Origin of the sequence: Lysinibacillus sp. NPDC097195, assembly GCF_044762075.1 — a bacterium.
Lineage (GTDB): Bacteria > Bacillota > Bacilli > Bacillales_A > Planococcaceae > Lysinibacillus.
The window spans coordinates 1-18,186 of sequence record NZ_JBIWDP010000005.1; the positions used below are offsets into that span (position 1 = coordinate 1).

The window sequence follows — 18,186 nt, forward strand, 5'->3', positions numbered from 1 at the left end:
TCGTCCTGAGCCAGGATCAAACTCTCCATAAAAGAAATTTGATTAGCTCAAATTGTTTTGCTGGCATCAATTTTGATGTCCAAAATTTTTGTTTCGTTCGCTAACCGAAGTTAGCTCAGAAACTATATTGATTACGTTTTGCTTGTTCAGTTTTCAAGGTTCATTTCGTTGCCGTTTGTTTTTAGCAACTTTTATATCATAACATCGTTTGTTTTCGATGTCAACATCTTTTTTTAAAATGTTTTTGGAGCGGGTGATGAGAATCGAACTCACGACATCAGCTTGGAAGGCTGAGGTTTTACCATTAAACTACACCCGCAAATATTAAATTATATTATGGCGCGCCCGGCAGGAGTCGAACCCACAACCTTCTGATCCGTAGTCAGACGCTCTATCCAATTGAGCTACGGGCGCATTTATTAAATAACTGAACTGACTTGGTGCGGCCGAGAGGACTTGAACCTCCACGGGGTTGCCCCCACTAGGCCCTCAACCTAGCGCGTCTGCCGTTCCGCCACGACCGCATTCAAAAATTAGGAACTTTCTTATTATACAATGATAATTTGAAATATCAACCTTTTCTTAAAAAAGATGAGCCATGAAGGACTCGAACCTTCGACCCTCTGATTAAAAGTCAGATGCTCTACCAACTGAGCTAATGGCTCGTATTAAGAAATGAATGGCTGGGGTACTAGGATTCGAACCTAGGCATGACGGAATCAAAATCCGTTGCCTTACCGCTTGGCTATACCCCAATAAGTGGCGGTCCCGACCGGGATCGAACCGGCGATCTCCTGCGTGACAGGCAGGCATGTTAACCGCTACACCACGGGACCAATGTTACTGTTATTTTATATTTATGAAAATGACCCCTACGGGATTCGAACCCGTGTTACCGCCGTGAAAGGGCGGTGTCTTAACCGCTTGACCAAGGGGCCATGGCTCCGAAGGCAGGACTCGAACCTGCGACAACCTGATTAACAGTCAGGTGCTACTACCAACTGAGCTACTTCGGAATAATCATATTGTTTTGTCGTCTTATCTTGTCGACTTTTACTATTATAGGGATAACTACTATAAACGTCAACCTTTTTTTAAAAATTTTTTTACTCAACTAATTCCAATGGCCCTGAACACTTGCCACAACAGTACTTCCTTACATTCAATCTGATTTTTCTAACATATTTTTGGCGGCATTTTAAACATGTATACATATAATGAGGACGCTGCTTATTGCTACGAGATGTAGGTTTCTGCAATGCTGAACAAAAACGAGGTGCATTTACTTTTTTTAATAAGTCTCGAAAATCTTTATCTCGATGTTGATAACCCTTTCCTTCGATGTGCAAATGATAGTGACATAACTCGTGAAGAATGATGCCCTCCACTTCTTTTAAACCGTACATTTCAAATGCTTTTGGGTTTATTTCAATATGATGAGATTGTAAAAGATAGCGGCCACCTGTTGTACGAAGTCTTGGATTAAAGTATGCACGATGCATAAAAGGTTTATGAAAACTTTCTATTGAAATTCGACTGACTAGCTGTTGTAGTTCCTCATTGTTCATGTTCTTCACCTCTAACAATAAGAATACCACACTGTGCAGTATAGACAGCGTGGCAATAATTTATTACTTTTCGATTGTTTGTTTTTCTGGAGTTAGCATTGTTAAGGAAATACGGCCTTTATTGACATCTATCTGTTCCACCCACACTGTGACAATATCACCTAGTGCCACAACTTCTAATGGATGCTTGATACGCTTTTTTTGCAGCTTAGAAATATGCACAAGACCATCTTGTTTTACACCAATATCAACGAATGCACCAAAATCGACTACATTGCGGACGGTACCTTGCAATTCCATTCCTACTTGTAAATCTTCCATTTTTAAAACATCTGTTTTGAGTAGTGGCTGCGGAAAGGCATCGCGTGGATCACGGCTTGGCTTCATTAACGTATCAACGATATCCTGAATTGTCACCACGCCAATTCCTAAAGTATTACTTAATTCTTGAACATCAAGGGCAGCAATGGCTTCCTCTGCCTTTTGTGAACCTAATTCTTTTTTATTAATATGGGCCGCTTCTAAGATTTGCTCGGCTATTCCGTAGCTTTCTGGGTGAATACCTGTCGCATCGAATGGATTCTTCGCCTCAGGTACACGTAAAAACCCAATTGCTTGTTCATATGTTTTCGCGCCAAGTCGTGGAATTTTTTTAAGTTGTGCACGCGTTGTAAATTGCCCATTTTCCTCTCGTACCTTCACAATATTTTCAGCAACCGTTTTCGACAGACCTGAAACATATTGCATTAAGGAAGATGACGCAGTGTTAACATCAACACCTACTTGGTTGACCGCTGTTTCTACTATAAATGACAGCGACTCCGATAATTTCTTTTGCGAAACGTCATGCTGGTATTGACCGACACCTACTGCCTTTGGCTCGATTTTCACTAATTCAGACAAAGGATCTTGCAAACGTCGTGCAATAGATACAGCGCTACGTTGTTCTACTTGTAAATCTGGAAATTCGGCACGCGCAATATCCGATGCTGAATATACTGAAGCACCGGCTTCGTTAACAATTACATATGCCACATCTGTCTTTACTTCATTTAATACATCAGCAATAAACTGCTCTGTTTCACGTGAGGCTGTACCATTACCAATAGCGATAATCTTAATTGGATACTTGGCTAAGATTTCTTTTACGACAGCTTTTGATTTTGCTACATCCGGTTTTGGTGGATGCGGATAAATAGCTGTAACCTCTAACATTTTCCCCGTTTCATCAACAACCGCTAATTTACAGCCAGTTCGATAAGCAGGGTCCACGCCTAATACATATTTGCCTTTTAACGGTGGCTGTAATAATAGATTGCGAAGATTTTCTGAGAATATATGAATTGCTTGCGCCTCTGCTTTTTCTGTTAATTCATTGCGTAATTCTCTTTCAATAGAAGGTTGAATCAATCGCTTGTACGAGTCCTCTATCGCAAGCTTTACCTCAGCAATAGCAGGTGATGAACCTGTAGCTGGTATCCATTCTTTCCACATAATCATCAAAACGCGCTCTATCGGTACTTGTATCGATACCTTTAAAACATCTTCCTTCTCCCCACGATTTACGGCTAAAATACGGTGAGGAACAATACGGTTAACAGGTTCTTCATATTCGTAATACATTTCAAAAACCTTTTTTTCATCTAGCTCCCCATTTTTTAATGTAGTTGTAAGAATGCCCTCTTTCCAAGAAAAAGTACGAATTTTTTGTCGTATGCCCGCATCATCTGCAAAACGTTCCGCTAAAATATCACGTGCTCCAGCTAAAGCATCTTCCACTGTTGCAACATTTTCAATATCCACAAAATCTTGAGCAAATTGGATTAACGCTTCACTACGATACTCTAATAGAAGATCAGCTAATGGTTCCAACCCTTTTTCTTTTGCAATTGTCGCCTTCGTACGTCTCTTTTGCTTGTATGGACGATATAAATCTTCAACCCGTTGTAACACTGTTGCTGCCTGGATTGCTTGTTCAAGCTCCGGCGTTAACTTATCCTGTTCTTGAATTAAGCGAAGAACTTCTTCTTTACGTTGTTCAAGTTGCTGTATGTAATGATAACGATCTTCCACAGCTTTTATTTGTACTTCGTCGAGCGAGCCTGTAGCTTCTTTACGATAACGCGCGATAAATGGGACGGTATTACCTTCATCCAATAGTTTTATCACTGCCTCTGCTTGATTTGCTTTGATTGCTACATCTTTTGCAATAAGCTGGTACATTTGTTTTTGTTCCACTTTATCACTACCTTTTTTCTTTTCATTTTACCATTACCCTTCAATAAAAAACCAAGGATTGTCCACACACTGGTAAAATTACACAAAAATATAAGGCGTTTATTGCTATTGGATGGGGAAATCCGCTAGTAATAAACGCCTTCATTTTATCATCACAGTGGCACACTACCACTTGCAAGAATGACCTCTTGTAATTTCTTAATTGCTTTCCTTTGTATTCTCGAGACATGCATTTGAGAAATACCCAATTGTTCTCCAGCTTCCTTTTGACTAAGTTGCTCTAAATACGTTAGCTGAATAACTTGCTTTTCTCGTTCATTTAAAACTTCCATAGCATCCGCAACAATCATCCTTCTATTGGTCATTTCATAACCCATATCTTCTTTCCCCATAATATCCGATAGCGTGACTGTACTTCCGTCACTATCTGACTCTATTGAATGATCCATAGACAGCGCTTGATAACTGCGGCTCATCTCCATTGCCTCTAACACTTCTTCTTCCGGAACCTCTAAGCGTTCCGCAATTTCTTGAATGGATGGGGAACGTTGGAACTCTATTGTTAACGATTCTACTGTCGATTTAATACGTGGTCCTATCTCTTTAATTCGTCTTGGCACATGAACGTCCCAAGTTTTATCACGTAAAAATCGCTTAATTTCTCCAACAATAGTTGGTACAGCAAAAGCCTCAAAGCTACGTCCGAAATCTGCATCAAAACGTCTTATTGCACCTAGTAAACCGAGCATCCCTACTTGCACAATATCATCATAATAAGATTTACCATATGAATATTTGCGAGCGATGGACTCTACTAAATTACGATAATGAATCACTAAATTGGTTTGTGCCTCTTCATCCTCTGTTGCTTGGTATAGTGCTATCCACTTTAATACATCTTCCTTTGAAGAAGATTTATGTAGTGATTCTTTCGACATTTTTTTCCACCTGCTCCCTAGCGACATACTTTGTCATGAAAACAGTAACGCCACCATCGTTGTTAATCATCACCTCATCCATCAAAGTTTCCATTAAATAAAGTCCTAAACCGCCCTCTCTTAGCCCCGCAATACTATCTTCAGGATGATAAGGCCCAATTTTTGTTTTAATCTCTTCAAAATTAAAACTATTTCCATAGTCTGCAATCATCATTTCAATCTTGTTATCATAAAGGGCACACCCTATTACAATTTCGCCTTCCTCAGCATCTTTATAAGCATGATGCACAACATTCGTCACCGCTTCACTTACTGCAATTTTCAAATCTTCGATATCATCGTAGCTAAATCCTACACGGCTAGCTAATCCCGAAACCGTTAAGCGAATAACACTGACAAATTGCGGCTTTGCAGGAACCCTTATTTCAATATAATCAAATTCCTTCATTACTTAATTCCACCTTCTTATCAGTTTCTATATCCATCAGTTCACTTAAACCAGTAATTTCAAATAACCTTTGTAATCGTTTCGATAAACCTACGATTTTCACTTTACCTTCTTCGCGTAAAGCTCTTTTATAAAAAGATACTAAAATCCCGAGACCTGTACTATCCATATAATTAACTTTCGATAAATCTAATTCTATTTCCATTCCCTTTGTAATATTGACATCTTCTAGCTGCTCACGTAGAACAGAAGCTGTAAACGTATCAATTTCACCTTCAAGAAATCCGTATAATTTTGTCTCATCTTTTTTAAAATTTACCACCATGTCCATACAGCCCACCTCCACTATATTTTTTTAGACTTACATTCTCTTCCCGTATTCAACAAAAGTTAAACATCTTTAACTATTTTTTTTATCATACCTTAATTTTTTTCTGAGGTAATCTAAATACCTCGACAATTTACTCCTCCAAACTTACAACTCGAATGATAATGGCTCCTCCTTTTCTTTAATCTATTAATACTAACTTAAAATAGGGAATTAAAAAAACATCAGGATAAATAATCCCTGATGTTCTATACATATATGTATATCAAAATTTAACAAGCCCTAAACTAATCATCAACGCTCCATCTACTTTTTCCATCACTGCATGATCGAGCTGCGTAATACGATCTGTCAATCTTGACTTATCAATTGTACGCACTTGCTCAAGCAAAATGACCGAGTCACGTTCAAAACCATACTTTTCAGCATTTATTTCAACATGCGTCGGTAACTTTGCCTTTTGAATCTGTGCAGTTATTGCTGCGATGATGACAGTTGGACTAAATCGATTTCCAATATCATTTTGAATAATCAATACCGGCCGAGTACCACCTTGTTCGGACCCTACTACCGGCGATAAATCTGCAAAAAAAACGTCACCACGTTTTACATTCAAAGTGTCATCCCCCGCTAACGAGACGCTCCACTGTATGTTGTGCTTCATACTCTGCGTGCAAGCATTCACTTGCAATCATCAGATTAATATGAGACATCTCAACATATCCTTTCATCATAGCTTCCCGTATTTGATTTGGTTGCTCCTGCATTAAATTTTTGCGCGACAAAAGACGCACAAAAGATTCACCTTCAATTACTTCCTTTGTTTGTAGAAACAGTCTATCTTGAACAGCAATTGTAGCTTCTCTTAACTTTTTCTCGTACACAGCAAGCACCTCCAACGGAACCATACACTTTTTCATTACTACTCATTCTATCATTGAAAGATATTGTTGAAAAGACATGAAATGACAAAATATCTGACAATTTGAAGGACAAGTTGTAAAAATTTGTTGGTTATCAAAGGAACATGCTGTTACCCTATGCCATATAGACAGCGGTATTTATTGCTTTTTTTCCCTTTACGCTAGCTATTTGTCGAACTGTATTGGCATGCACATGCAATTCATAATTTCGACAAATATTCACTGACTTCTCGTGTCAAGCGTTTTGAAAATCGTTGTATTACATCTTATTAGAAAAAAATCATTTACTTCTTGGCACAATTACTTGCACATTTTTTTCAAGACTGTTGCAAAAGCTCCTCTTAAATATCTTTCACTTCTCACTTACAAAGTGAAGCACTTCTGCTAAATGTATATTCGAGGAACTCTCGCTGTAATAATGCACGGTACTTCATAATTAATGGTTTCAAGCTTTGTTGCCCATTCATCCATTGTAATAACTTCTTGCCCTTGTCGACCAATAAGCGTCACTTTCTTACCTATAGCATATGCTTTTGGTAGGGCAACCATACATTGGTCCATGCAAATTCGTCCAACTATCGGCATTCTTTGTCCGTCAATAAGTACTTCTTGTCCAGCTAACTTACGAATAACCCCATCCGCATAGCCTATTGGAATCGTACCGACCCACATATCGGACTGTGCAACAAATGTTGCCCCGTACCCTACCGACTGTCCTGCTTTTAACTGTTTAACATGAACAAGCTCACTCTCAAGCGCAAAGGCTGGTTTTAATGGAAACGGTAAAATTGCTTCAACATAGGATGATGGAGCTAACCCATACATTGAAATGCCGTAGCGTACTGCGTCATAGTGTAAGCGATGATTTTTCACTAATGCAGTTGCTGTATTGGAAGCGTGTACTAGTCTAGGTTTTTCAGGCAATAGAGAAATGAGCTTTTCAAATAACTGTACTTGGCTATCGAAATAGGCTGTTTCTTCCTCATCGGCTGTTGCAAAATGAGTAAAGATACCATCTAATTCTACATTATCTGTTGAGTGGATTGTCTGGTATAGCTCTACTAATTCCTGCTCTGTACGTACACCAATTCGGCCCATCCCACTATCTACCTTTATATGTAGTTGTAAAGGGTTTGTTTCACCAGCAATGGTTGCTGCTGCCTGCTGTATCCATTCACTCGAAAATACAGTAAGCGTTATACGTTGTTGGGCTGCATAAGGTGCGAATGATACTGGTGAAGCCCCTAATATGAGTATGTCTGGTTCCTCGAAATGCGCTCGAATATGTAATGCTTCGTCCGGTGTAGCCACTGCAAGCATCGTAGCACCTGCTTCCAAAGCTGCTTGAGCAACTGCTATATCACCATGTCCATAGGCATTCGCTTTCACGACTGCAATAATTTGTACATTTGGGTGAAGTAGATCTTTTAAATTTTTTATATTTTGTTGAATTGCTTGTAAATCTACAATTGCTTTAGTTGGTCTAAAATGCTGCTGTGTCTCCATTAGAATACCCTCTTTTTTAATTATTAAACCATTATGTACCATATACATAAAAAAATTGTGCCAAAATATCTTCGACCTTCCTTATAAGCATGTGCCACCACTCGCAGGAACTTTTAACAGGTTTTTGCCATGCATTAAACCATTAACTGCTTTCAATACAAATTTGTCATCCATTTTTCCACTTAAAGAGTTCGTCTGCTACTACTTGTCCACACGTAATATTATACTTAAATCTTCTCACGCGTGAATTTGTAGTTTCTTACTTAAATTCGACGACACAGGGTCATCTTCCTTTTTTTTGATGTTCCATAAATATTCATTTCTCTTTTACAAAGTTTGAAACGCTAGGCAATAGCTTGTTTCTATAGAACAGTGTTGCCACCTTCTCATGTGAATAACCATTTTTGCCTAATAAGCTACAGCCTTCTTTATTATAGAAAGCTGTAGCTCAAAAAATTACTTCATACTACTTATCGTCATCGAAGCAGCAACTTCCATCATTTCTTCACGCGTTAACTTACTAGATGCTACAAAGAATGCAACACCATCTTTTTCCCAGCTAATAGATGTGTCCGTAATAGCACCAATCGTAAATCCTAAATCAACAGGATCACCAGGTGAAGTAACTGGCAACATTGCCGTCTCTTTCATAACTGGTTGTTGCATAACCGTAAACGCTTTATCACCTTCGAATGTTAAAATCACACGATCCATGCCACCCTCACGGATAGCTTTCTCATCTGTCATCTTAGTGTTTTCAAAGTTTACAACAGGATAATGCGTTTGGAATTCTTCATACTCAACCTCTGCACCGACTGCTTCCTTTTCACCATTTGTATCTGCTTGACCTTTAGCGTCTTTAGCGTCTTTTTCCTCTGTTGCATCTTTACCATCTTTATTAGGCGCAGCTTGTTCGCCTTTTGAATCATCTGATTCAGTAAATTGCTCAACAGCATACTCTTTTGCAGCATGTTGTACACCTAGCTTAATGTTATTAAATGTAATTCGAATTTGTTCTTCTTTAACATCATTCATAATTACAACAGAAGTAGGAAGCATTGTTTTCTTATCCACTGTAATGACTTGGTGAGGCATACTATTTTTATAGCTATTTCTAGTAGCCGCTTCAAATATATATGCTTTGTCCTCTTCTTTCATGACTAAATTTTTATCTTCAGCTAAATCCTCTGCTAGTGCTCCGATTAAATACGCCTGACTATTTTTCTTCGGCCAATCACTTTGGAACTTATACATTTTGTTTAATGTTGGTGTAACTACAAAAACCCCATCTGCATTACGTACAATCATTTGCGAAACATCTTTACCACTTTCTACTACTTCCACTCGATAGAAATCAGGTTTAGTATGCCAAACAGTTACATCATAAGTTCTAGGTTCGCCCCCTGATTTAATCTCCATCTTTGCGTCTAACTCATAACCATTTGTCTCTGACCATTTACCACTAACTTTCTTTAACACCTTTTCCTGTGAGGCTGTACCACACGCCGACAGAAGTAATATCGCACAAATTAAGACGAGCCAAGTAACTAAACGGTTGCCCACGCTTTCACCCTTTCTTCTTTCAAATCCACTACGACAATATATGAACCTTAGTAGTCAGTTATGTCATTTGATGAAAAGGTAATATATTTTATTACAACAGTAATATTACTTGTGCAGCTGCATATTGCTTCGTGTGTGTGATACTAACGAAGCCATTGACAAGCTCCCCCTTAAAATATAAAACAGGGTTACCAGCTGGTCCTCTTAATATTTCGATATCTTGTAGTGCGCAATCTTTACCAATACCTGTACCGAACGCTTTTGAAAAGGCCTCTTTTGCAGCAAATCTTCCCGCTAAAAATTCTACTTTGCGAGATTCTGAATGCTCCTCAAATAATGCTCGTTCCTGCTCTGATAAAATACGGTCTTTAAACTTCTCTGTACGTGTCATTGCTTTTACAATACGCTCGGTTTCTACTATGTCGAGACCAATTCCTTTAATCATATGAACTTCTCCTTTTCTTATTTCCAAAAAGCCATGTATAATAATTGTAAATTGAGGTGGAGCTATGTTTAGTAGAACAGAAAATTTTAAGCAATATACAAGTTATTACCCTGTTGTGTCAACATTAATAGCCGTGAATCTTATACTTTATGTATTAACACTTGTTCCCGTTCTCGGGGAGCTGTTATGGAACTATGGGATTCAAGTCAACTTCCTGATACAAAGCGGTGAATGGTGGCGGGTTTTCTCAGCAATGTTTTTACATGCGAATTTTATGCATGTGCTCTTTAATATGTTTTCCCTATTTTTATTTGGGCCAGAGCTTGAGAAAATTGCAGGGAAAGCACGTTTCATTACGATTTATTTATTATCAGGTATCGTAGGTAACATGGCAACCTTTATGCTTAATGAAGGGATCTATACAAGTCTCGGTGCAAGTGGCGCAATTTATGGTATTTTCGGTGCGTTTGGGGCACTTGTCTACTATACGCGCCGCACGATGCCTATGCTTCGCAAGCTCATTTTGCCGATTATCGTCATCAGTGTCATCATGACTTTCTTGCAATCTAACGTAAATGTTTATGCCCATTTAGGTGGCTTAGTAACTGGATTTATTCTCGGACTTATTTACTTACATCCAGCACGAATTTTAAGCTGGCGCAAGCAAAAAATGGCAGGGAAATAACTTATAAAGAGGAGCTTCCAACAGTGATATATAGATCACTTCAGGTTGTTCCTCTTTTTAATATCATTTTGTAACTTAGCTCACTCTGTCGTACTACCGATGAAATTATAGTACATCATACGCCTGTTGTGCCATTTCAATTTTTTCCATTTCACTGCTGTTTCCCTATAAAAAAGCTAATCTCTACATTGTAAAGATTAGCGTACAATTGTCTATTTAATGTTCAAACCAAGATAATATCGTTTCGGCATCTGCCTGTTCTAGGCTAGGGACATTGCCTGTCATACCAGCCATCCCTGACATAACCGTCGCTTTAATGGACATTACTTGTTTACGCTTTTGGAAATACGTTTGACTACTTTCCATCGATTGTATACGCTTCTTCTCCATAAACAATGTAATGCGGCTAAATACCCGATATTGCATCGTAAGTTGCTTGCCGTCAATCATGTACCCCGCTGTTCTATGCTGCCAAATGCCAAGTAATATTGTGAGTGGAATTAAAACCAATGACAATAACCCATATGGATAGAAGAAATAACTACATGCACCTATTATCGGGACAAGCCATAAAAAATCAATACGATAAAAAAAAGGAAGCGCTCGTTTTGGAGCTCTTGTTAATGTAGGATGCCAATTCATTTCAGGGAATAGTTGAACAAGCGTTTCCACACAATCCCGCTTTTTAATCAATGGAAACAATGCAATTTTCTTATCTCCAGCTTTTTCACCATTTCCACCGGCACTTTCTACTATAACCGTGGCAAAACCAAATAGTTGGCGCAACGGATTTTCAACAATACGGATTGCCTGGATACGATTTAATGGCAATGTAATTCTTTTCTTTTCCAATAAACCCTTTGTAATCATCAGTTTTTCATCTTCAATTCGAACTGTATAATCGTAGTAATTTACTAGCGTGATGACAACCGATATGAACCACGCTACGATTAGTGCAAACATAACCGTTAAGGCAACTAAAAACGCCCCAACTTTCGCAAAATCGGCCAGTTCGTGAAAGACTTCTTCATATGGAATAATATCTGAAAATTGGGAGATTACTGCTGCAAGTCCCGATAACACTACACCTATTCCACCAGAAGTCGTAGCTAATACAAGTAAGTCCCGCATCGACATATGATAAATAACAGGAACATTTACAGCCTCTATTTGCTCAGCTGTTTGTTCCACTGCCAACGGTTGAGCAACTTGAGTTTTTGCACGACGCATTTCCTGTTCAATGACATCTGCCGCCGCTTTCCTAATAGCTGTTAATTCCGCCTCCGGCTTACCGCCCTTATTCCCTGCAGTCTCCACTTGGACCTTTACTAAACCAAAGATGCGATGGAAAATACCTTCATGGTAATTCAAACTTTGAATGCGTTCAAAAGGAATATAGCGCTTCTTTTTAACGAATAATCCGTACGTCACGCGCAATTCGCCATCCTCAAACCAATACACAAAGGTGCGCCATTTTACGATACCACCAACAAGTGCAAGTACAGCTGCTACTCCCCACACACCAAATAATAAAACTGTTTCAAAGAAATATTCACTGCGATAATTAAATGAAAAATTAAAACCATTTGTAATAATGATGATAGCAACAGGAAGTATCATACTTTTCAGCGCTTTAATACTTGAAATAATAGCCGAAACGGGGTGTAAACGATACACTTCATTAGACATCATCTTCCGCCACCCTTGCTAATTCTGAAATACGTGCTCGAAGCCCATCTGCCTCATCCATGACCAATGCAGGAATCGTATGTACTGTAGCAGCTGTAGAAATTGAAATATTGCCTAAGCTATATCGTTTTAAAATAGGCCCTTGCGTTGTATCGACATGCTGTACACGCACCATCGGTATTAGGGTACGTTTCACAACAAATAAGCCATGCTGCACTTCAATTTCATGTTCACGTACTTCATAACGCCAACGTTCCCAACGAATCTTCGGAAATAAATACACTAATAAAAACACACTCAGTAAGACAACAGCAATCGCGATAAAATAAATAAATGATGGCCAATCAAAATAAAAAGTACCGTAACTAGCAAATGCTGCGATGACGACTAATAGCAATGTCTGTAACACGCCATATAAACGCCAGACAGTTAACCCTTTACGGGAAATTTGATGTTTTGGTTCAGTTCTCAATATCGTTCCTCCTTTAGTAATTACCTATGTATACGTACACTAACACGATTTTGTTTCACTATAAAAGAAAAACCTTACAGCCAAATTGACTGTAAGGTTTTAAATTTTTTAATTAGTCTTCATGACGACGTGGTGCACGTGAACGACCTTGTCCGCCTTCACGACGAGCGCCACCCTCACGGCGACCACCTTCACGACGGCCTCCACTGCTGCGACGATCTCCGCCACCACTACCTTCACGACGGTTACCACCATAGCTACGACCGCCACCGTTTCTGTTACGACCGTTACGATCGCCACCGCGACCACCGCCGCCGCCAGAACGCTCACGGCGCATTGGTAATGGACGTTCTTCAGTAATTGTAACAGGCGTATCATCCGGCTCTTTTGTTAATGAGCGTAATGCAGCTGCTACAACATCGATTGCATCATGGTTTTCAAGTACTTCTGTTGCCAGTGTACGATAATCACCTAAGTTGTTATTAGCAATAAGACCTTCTAATGTCTCAATCGCTAAACGTTGTTGACCTACTAGTGCTTCGTCATTTGTTGGTGGACGAAGTGGCGTCATACGTTTTTTCGTTGTTTCTTCAACGATACGTAAATAACCCATTTCACGAGGTGTTACAAACGTTACTGCAAGACCTGATTTACCCGCACGACCAGTACGGCCAATTCGGTGAACATAAGACTCAGGATCTTGAGGAATATCGAAGTTATATACATGTGTAACGCCTGAAATATCAAGACCACGGGCTGCTACATCTGTTGCTACAAGGATATCAATTTTATTTTCTTTAAATTGACGTAAAACTGAAATACGTTTTGCTTGGCTTAAATCACCGTGAATACCTTCTGCAAGGTAACCGCGGATTGATAAAGCTTGTGCTAACTCATCAACACGACGTTTTGTACGTCCAAAGATAATTGCTAACTCTGGTTGGTGTACGTTTAATAAACGAGATAACACATCGAATTTTTCACGTTCAGCAGCTTTTACGAAATATTGATCAATGTTATCAACTGTTAATTCTTTTGCTTTAATTTTTACAATTTCAGGATCGCGCATAAATGTTTCAGCAATTTTACGGATTGCTGGTGGCATTGTAGCTGAGAATAATAACGTTTGACGCTCAGCTGGTACGTTTTCTAAAATTGAGTTAATGTCTTCGATGAAGCCCATGTTTAACATTTCATCAGCTTCGTCCAATACAAGTGTTTGAACATCCTCTAGTTTTAAAGTACGACGATTAATATGATCTAAAATACGACCTGGTGTACCTACAATAATTTGTGGTTTATTTTTCAATGCACGAATTTGACGGCCGATTTCTTGACCTCCGTAAACTGATAATAATTTCACACGCTTGTCGTAACCGATTTTATATAGTTCTTCTGAAACTTGAATCGCTAATTCACGAGTTGGAGCAATTACTAATGCTTGGATATTAGGGTTTTTAGGATCGATTTTCTCGATAAGTGGAATACCAAAAGCGGCAGTTTTACCAGTACCAGTTTGCGCTTGACCTAATACATCGCGACCTTCAATGGCAAAACGAATAGTACCCTCTTGGATTGGTGTTGCTTCTTCGAATCCCATACGTTTTACTGAACGTAATGTAGATTCGCTAATATTTAATTCTGAAAAATTTGTCAAACTTCTCAATCTCCTTTTTTTGCTTTTAAGTTGACAAATGGTTACATTTTCAGATGAAGTTGTCGGCAAATTCGAGCCTGTGTTGTGGAACGTTTCCGTTACTTAAAAATTCTCTCTACAAAGGTTTCATGTAGAGCTCTCTTATATGAAAAGGAAAGCCCGGTCTTTACCGAGCGGTTTGATTCTGTGTAATTGTTCACTTAGAATAAAACCGTTATGTTCAAAAAAAAGTACTCTTCAACCAATTCATGAAGAGTCTTCGCACAAAATGTATCCATTGCTTACACTAGTCTAACATGGACATCAACCGTATGCAACGATAACGCATGAGTCGTAATAATCTGACTACTTCAACACTCTTTTAAAAACGCTAAAACCTTCTTAAACCAATCTAGATAATCCTCACAATGACAAATATGATGTTTTCCGTTGTTCGAAAAATACAACTTTTTATTTGTTGACGCTAACTGATCATACAAAAATTGCGCGGTATGATACGGTACAATTCCGTCTAATTTTCCTTGAATGATATACACTGGAATATTGATATCTTGATAATACGGCTCTACCTTTTGAACAAGCTTCATAAATTCAATTGTTGCGGATAAAGGTACATTACTAAACTTATGACGGTATCTGACAAACAGCTCGTTATTAGCAAGGTTGCGATGATAAGCATCGGTCGCTAGCATTTTAAAATCTTTTACAAGTTGTTTAGGACTGACATACTTAGCAGCCGCACTAAGCAGTACAAGCTTCTTTACTTTATAACGTTTTGCTAAATAGAGCGCAATAATTCCACCCATTGAAAAGCCCACTATAATGATCTCATCGACTTTTTTCGCTAACGCTCTTAAAGCAAGCTCCGCATCCATTAACCAATGCTGTGCTGTAAATCCTTTCATATTCAGTTCTTCTCCATGGCCCGATAAGGTAGGCGTTTCGATTAACCAATCTGTATTGGCACGCAAATAGCTTGTAAGCGGCTCTATTTCATAAGCGCCACCTGAAAATCCATGGATACATAATACACCTATTACCATTACCTCACCTCTAACAAGTGGCAGTTTTAACGAGCAACATAGAATTGCCCTTTCAATAAAAGGTAAAAATCCGCCATCTTTTCTGTGGAAGCAAAAGCGAATTTTTACCTTAAGAAGTAACTTTATTTTTTACATTTAATCGTCAATTATGATGTGAATGATTGTAAAATCGTTTCTAGTTTCATCCCTCTTGAGCCTTTTAATAATACGATAGACTTTTCTGTTGCTTGTTGAAGCTTTGTAATAATAGGCGCAAAATCATCTTTTACATATAGTAAGCGGTCTGCGTCAAAACGCTCTTTTAACACTTCATATAAGAACGACATACGCGGTCCATATAGGCACACATAGTCAATTTCATCCTCATTAATTGCCAGGGATAAGTCTTCATGGAAGCTTTGTTCATTAGCACCAAGCTCCAGCATATCACCTAAAACAAGCCATTTTTCTGGTCGAATATTGGTTGTGGCAATAAATTGAATAGCCGCTTTTACAGATGTTGGCGCAGCATTATAAGCATCATTAATAAATAATGCACCTTGATTTCCTTGCACTTGTTGCATACGCATATCCGTTAATGTGACACCTTTTAATGATTCGCGAATTTGTTCATCATTTAACCCGAGCTTTTGCGCGATAAGCATAGCAATCAAAGTATTTTTCACCTGATGCTTACCAAGAACGGAAATAAAGAATTCACCTTCAATCGCTCCATGCGTTGTAAAGCTACTTCCGCCTGCAGTTGCTTCAATATTGTCAGCATATAACAAATCGCCAGGTTCTAAACCAAATGCCTGTGCATTTAAATTTTGTTCTTGTGCAACAAGCTCCTGTAATAATGGCTCATCACCGTCATAATAAAGCACACCGTTCTGTTGCATCCCTTGAATAATTTCAAACTTCGCTTTTGCAATACCTGCACGAGAACCTAAATCTTGCATATGCGCCTCGCCGATATTTGTAATAACGGTCATATGAGGACGAGCTAACTTTGTTAAAAATTCAATTTCTCCAAAGCCACTCATACCCATTTCAAGTACGGCAACTTCTGTGTCCTCATCAAGCTGTAAAATCGTAATCGGTAAACCCAATTGATTATTAAAATTGCCAATTGTTTTTTGTACTTTAAAAAACGGAGCAAGCGTGCCTGCTAAAATATCCTTTGTCGAAGTTTTGCCATTCGACCCCGTAATACCAATAAAAGTTGCCTTATGCTCCGCGCGATAAGCACGAGCCATTTGCTGTAATGCTTGCTCTGGATCATCAACAAAAAGTAATGGCACATCCTTTGGCGGATTCGGTTCATCTTTTTGCCATAGCGAAGCACCTGCACCTTTTTCAAAAGCTTGAAGTACAAATTTATGACCGTTTGCCTGTTCCCCACGGAATGGTACAAACAAATCCCCTTGACGAATTGTTCGCGTATCAATTGAGATACCAGATACAATCGTATCTTCGAAAGCTAGCACCTCATCATTCAACCATGCTGCTAATTGCTTTAATGTCTTTTTCACAATAATCCCACTCAGTCTTTTTTATAGTGAAGCTGTTGTTTTTCCTCATAACGCTCAAGTGCAAGCGCAATCAGACGATTAATAAGCTCTGGATAGCTAACATTTGTATGTTGCCAAAGAAGTGGATACATACTTACAGGTGTAAATCCTGGCATTGTATTTACTTCGTTAATATAGATCTCATCGTTAGCTGTAACAAAGAAGTCTGCACGTACTAAACCGCTTCCATCTAAAATTTTAAATGCACTTTTTGCATGTTCTTTTAAGCTTGTGACCACTTCAGTAGAAAGCTCTGCAGGAATAATAAGCGCTGTAGAACCGTCCTTGTATTTTGAATCATAATCGTAAAATTCCGTCATCGGTTTAATTTCACCCGGTACAGATACTTCTGGGAAATCATTGCCTAGTACAGCTAATTCAATTTCACGTGCTACAATCCCTTGCTCTACTACAATTTTACGGTCAAATTGCAATGCCACTTCGATGGCCGTAATAAGCTCTTGACGGTTTGAAGCCTTACTAATACCAACGCTTGAACCTAAATTTGCAGGTTTTACAAACATGGGCCAAGTTAGTTTTTCTTCACAACGAGTTAAAATAGCTTCTTGCTCGTTCTTCCACTCACTGCGAATGAAGTACGTATATGGCACTTGTGGTAACCCCGCAATTTCAAACAATTGCTTCATGATTACTTTATCCATACCTGCTGATGACGCTAAAACACCATTGCCGACATACGGAAGATTCAATACTTCAAGTAGGCCCTGTACAGTTCCATCTTCCCCATTTGTTCCATGCAATAAAGGGAAAATAACATCAAATTTCACAGCACTTCCGTTGTCATCAACTAAAAACGCTGTAATATTATTTTCTAAAACAATGGCATCATTACCAAATTGCAATTCTTCAATCGAACTTGCTGGTTTTTCTAAACGCTCACCGCGTCGCCATTCGCCATCAGGTGTAATGTAAATCGGATATATCTCATACTCCTCGAAATCTAAAGCTCCTGTGACTGCACATGCCGTCGACAATGAAACCTCATGCTCCGCTGACTTTCCGCCGTATAATAAACCGATTCTTTTTTTCATTTTTGTGCCCTCCACATACTTCTTGAGTATTATTAGTTTATCACGAAACGTCTTGACAAATGACATAAAAATCTCACC

Annotated in this window: 17 protein-coding genes and 8 tRNA genes; 1 reads left to right on the forward strand and 24 read right to left on the reverse strand. The window is 38.7% G+C overall.

What is annotated here, in order from left to right; genetic code table 11:
- Positions 1–245: 245 nt before the first annotated feature.
- The 18 genes from ACIQXI_RS18225 to acpS form a co-directional block, all read right to left on the reverse strand.
- Positions 246–319, reverse strand: a tRNA-Gly gene (locus ACIQXI_RS18225).
- Between the two features lie 18 nt (positions 320–337).
- Positions 338–414 (reverse strand) — tRNA-Arg (locus ACIQXI_RS18230).
- Between the two features lie 24 nt (positions 415–438).
- Positions 439–524 (reverse strand) — tRNA-Leu (locus ACIQXI_RS18235).
- A gap of 68 nt (positions 525–592) precedes the next feature.
- Positions 593–665, reverse strand: a tRNA-Lys gene (locus tag ACIQXI_RS18240).
- A 15-nt stretch (positions 666–680) separates the two neighbouring features.
- Positions 681–755, reverse strand: a tRNA-Gln gene (locus ACIQXI_RS18245).
- A gap of 5 nt (positions 756–760) precedes the next feature.
- A tRNA-Asp gene (locus tag ACIQXI_RS18250) sits at positions 761–836 on the reverse strand.
- 30 nt (positions 837–866) lie between these two features.
- Positions 867–938 (reverse strand) — tRNA-Glu (locus ACIQXI_RS18255).
- A 1-nt stretch (position 939) separates the two neighbouring features.
- A tRNA-Asn gene (locus ACIQXI_RS18260) sits at positions 940–1,016 on the reverse strand.
- Between the two features lie 90 nt (positions 1,017–1,106).
- Positions 1,107–1,568 carry a SprT family protein gene (locus tag ACIQXI_RS18265; RefSeq protein WP_402927567.1) on the reverse strand — a complete coding sequence of 154 codons (462 nt, stop codon included), beginning with the start codon at positions 1,566–1,568 and terminating at the stop codon, positions 1,107–1,109.
- 63 nt (positions 1,569–1,631) lie between these two features.
- Complete coding sequence (locus tag ACIQXI_RS18270) at positions 1,632–3,806, reverse strand: Tex family protein (protein ID WP_402927568.1); 2,175 nt, start codon at positions 3,804–3,806, stop codon at positions 1,632–1,634.
- Positions 3,807–3,958: 152 nt separating this feature from the next.
- A complete protein-coding gene (gene sigB / locus ACIQXI_RS18275; protein ID WP_402927570.1) occupies positions 3,959–4,744 on the reverse strand; it encodes an RNA polymerase sigma factor SigB in 786 nt (261 codons plus the stop codon).
- The gene (gene rsbW / locus ACIQXI_RS18280; protein WP_402927572.1) at positions 4,722–5,192 is read right to left on the reverse strand and encodes an anti-sigma B factor RsbW; all 471 of its coding nucleotides are present in this window, start codon (positions 5,190–5,192) and stop codon (positions 4,722–4,724) included. The genes sigB and rsbW overlap by 23 nt, the downstream gene beginning before the upstream one ends.
- Positions 5,179–5,523, reverse strand: a complete 345-nt coding sequence (locus ACIQXI_RS18285) for an STAS domain-containing protein (RefSeq protein ID WP_402927573.1) — start codon at positions 5,521–5,523, stop codon at positions 5,179–5,181. Before ACIQXI_RS18285 ends, rsbW begins: the two co-directional genes overlap by 14 nt.
- 262 nt (positions 5,524–5,785) lie before the next feature.
- Positions 5,786–6,136, reverse strand: a complete 351-nt coding sequence (locus ACIQXI_RS18290) for a type II toxin-antitoxin system PemK/MazF family toxin (RefSeq protein ID WP_008177055.1) — start codon at positions 6,134–6,136, stop codon at positions 5,786–5,788.
- Between the two features lie 4 nt (positions 6,137–6,140).
- Positions 6,141–6,404 (reverse strand): hypothetical protein, encoded by a 264-nt coding sequence (locus tag ACIQXI_RS18295; RefSeq protein ID WP_402927574.1) that lies wholly within the window; start codon positions 6,402–6,404, stop codon positions 6,141–6,143.
- Between the two features lie 423 nt (positions 6,405–6,827).
- Entirely contained in the window at positions 6,828–7,949 is a 1,122-nt protein-coding gene (gene alr, locus ACIQXI_RS18300) for an alanine racemase (protein ID WP_402927576.1), read from the reverse strand.
- 456 nt (positions 7,950–8,405) lie between these two features.
- Positions 8,406–9,512, reverse strand: a complete 1,107-nt coding sequence (locus ACIQXI_RS18305; RefSeq protein WP_402927578.1) for a LolA family protein — start codon at positions 9,510–9,512, stop codon at positions 8,406–8,408.
- Between the two features lie 91 nt (positions 9,513–9,603).
- Positions 9,604–9,957 (reverse strand): holo-ACP synthase, encoded by a 354-nt coding sequence (acpS, locus tag ACIQXI_RS18310; RefSeq protein ID WP_402927579.1) that lies wholly within the window; start codon positions 9,955–9,957, stop codon positions 9,604–9,606.
- Between the two features lie 64 nt (positions 9,958–10,021).
- Here acpS and ACIQXI_RS18315 point away from each other — a divergent pair, with 64 nt between their 5' ends.
- Positions 10,022–10,642: a rhomboid family intramembrane serine protease gene (locus ACIQXI_RS18315; protein WP_402927581.1), complete on the forward strand. Its 621-nt coding sequence runs from the start codon at positions 10,022–10,024 to the stop codon at positions 10,640–10,642.
- Positions 10,643–10,858: 216 nt separating this feature from the next.
- Here the strand turns inward: ACIQXI_RS18315 and ACIQXI_RS18320 are convergent, their stop codons facing one another.
- The 6 genes from ACIQXI_RS18320 to ACIQXI_RS18345 all read right to left on the reverse strand — a co-directional run bounded on the left by ACIQXI_RS18320 (position 10,859) and on the right by ACIQXI_RS18345 (position 18,108).
- Positions 10,859–12,331, reverse strand: a complete 1,473-nt coding sequence (locus ACIQXI_RS18320) for a PH domain-containing protein (protein ID WP_402927582.1) — start codon at positions 12,329–12,331, stop codon at positions 10,859–10,861.
- Positions 12,324–12,803 (reverse strand): PH domain-containing protein, encoded by a 480-nt coding sequence (locus ACIQXI_RS18325; protein WP_402927583.1) that lies wholly within the window; start codon positions 12,801–12,803, stop codon positions 12,324–12,326. Before ACIQXI_RS18325 ends, ACIQXI_RS18320 begins: the two co-directional genes overlap by 8 nt.
- A gap of 112 nt (positions 12,804–12,915) precedes the next feature.
- Positions 12,916–14,460 carry a degradosome RNA helicase CshA gene (gene cshA / locus ACIQXI_RS18330; protein ID WP_402927584.1) on the reverse strand — a complete coding sequence of 515 codons (1,545 nt, stop codon included), beginning with the start codon at positions 14,458–14,460 and terminating at the stop codon, positions 12,916–12,918.
- 350 nt (positions 14,461–14,810) lie between these two features.
- Positions 14,811–15,503, reverse strand: a complete 693-nt coding sequence (locus ACIQXI_RS18335) for an alpha/beta hydrolase (RefSeq protein ID WP_402927586.1) — start codon at positions 15,501–15,503, stop codon at positions 14,811–14,813.
- 146 nt (positions 15,504–15,649) lie between these two features.
- Positions 15,650–17,017, reverse strand: coding sequence for a UDP-N-acetylmuramoyl-tripeptide--D-alanyl-D-alanine ligase (locus ACIQXI_RS18340; RefSeq protein WP_402927587.1), 1,368 nt, complete (start codon positions 17,015–17,017; stop codon positions 15,650–15,652).
- Positions 17,018–17,028: 11 nt separating this feature from the next.
- Complete coding sequence (locus tag ACIQXI_RS18345) at positions 17,029–18,108, reverse strand: D-alanine--D-alanine ligase (protein WP_402927588.1); 1,080 nt, start codon at positions 18,106–18,108, stop codon at positions 17,029–17,031.
- Between the last annotated feature and the right edge of the window lie 78 nt (positions 18,109–18,186).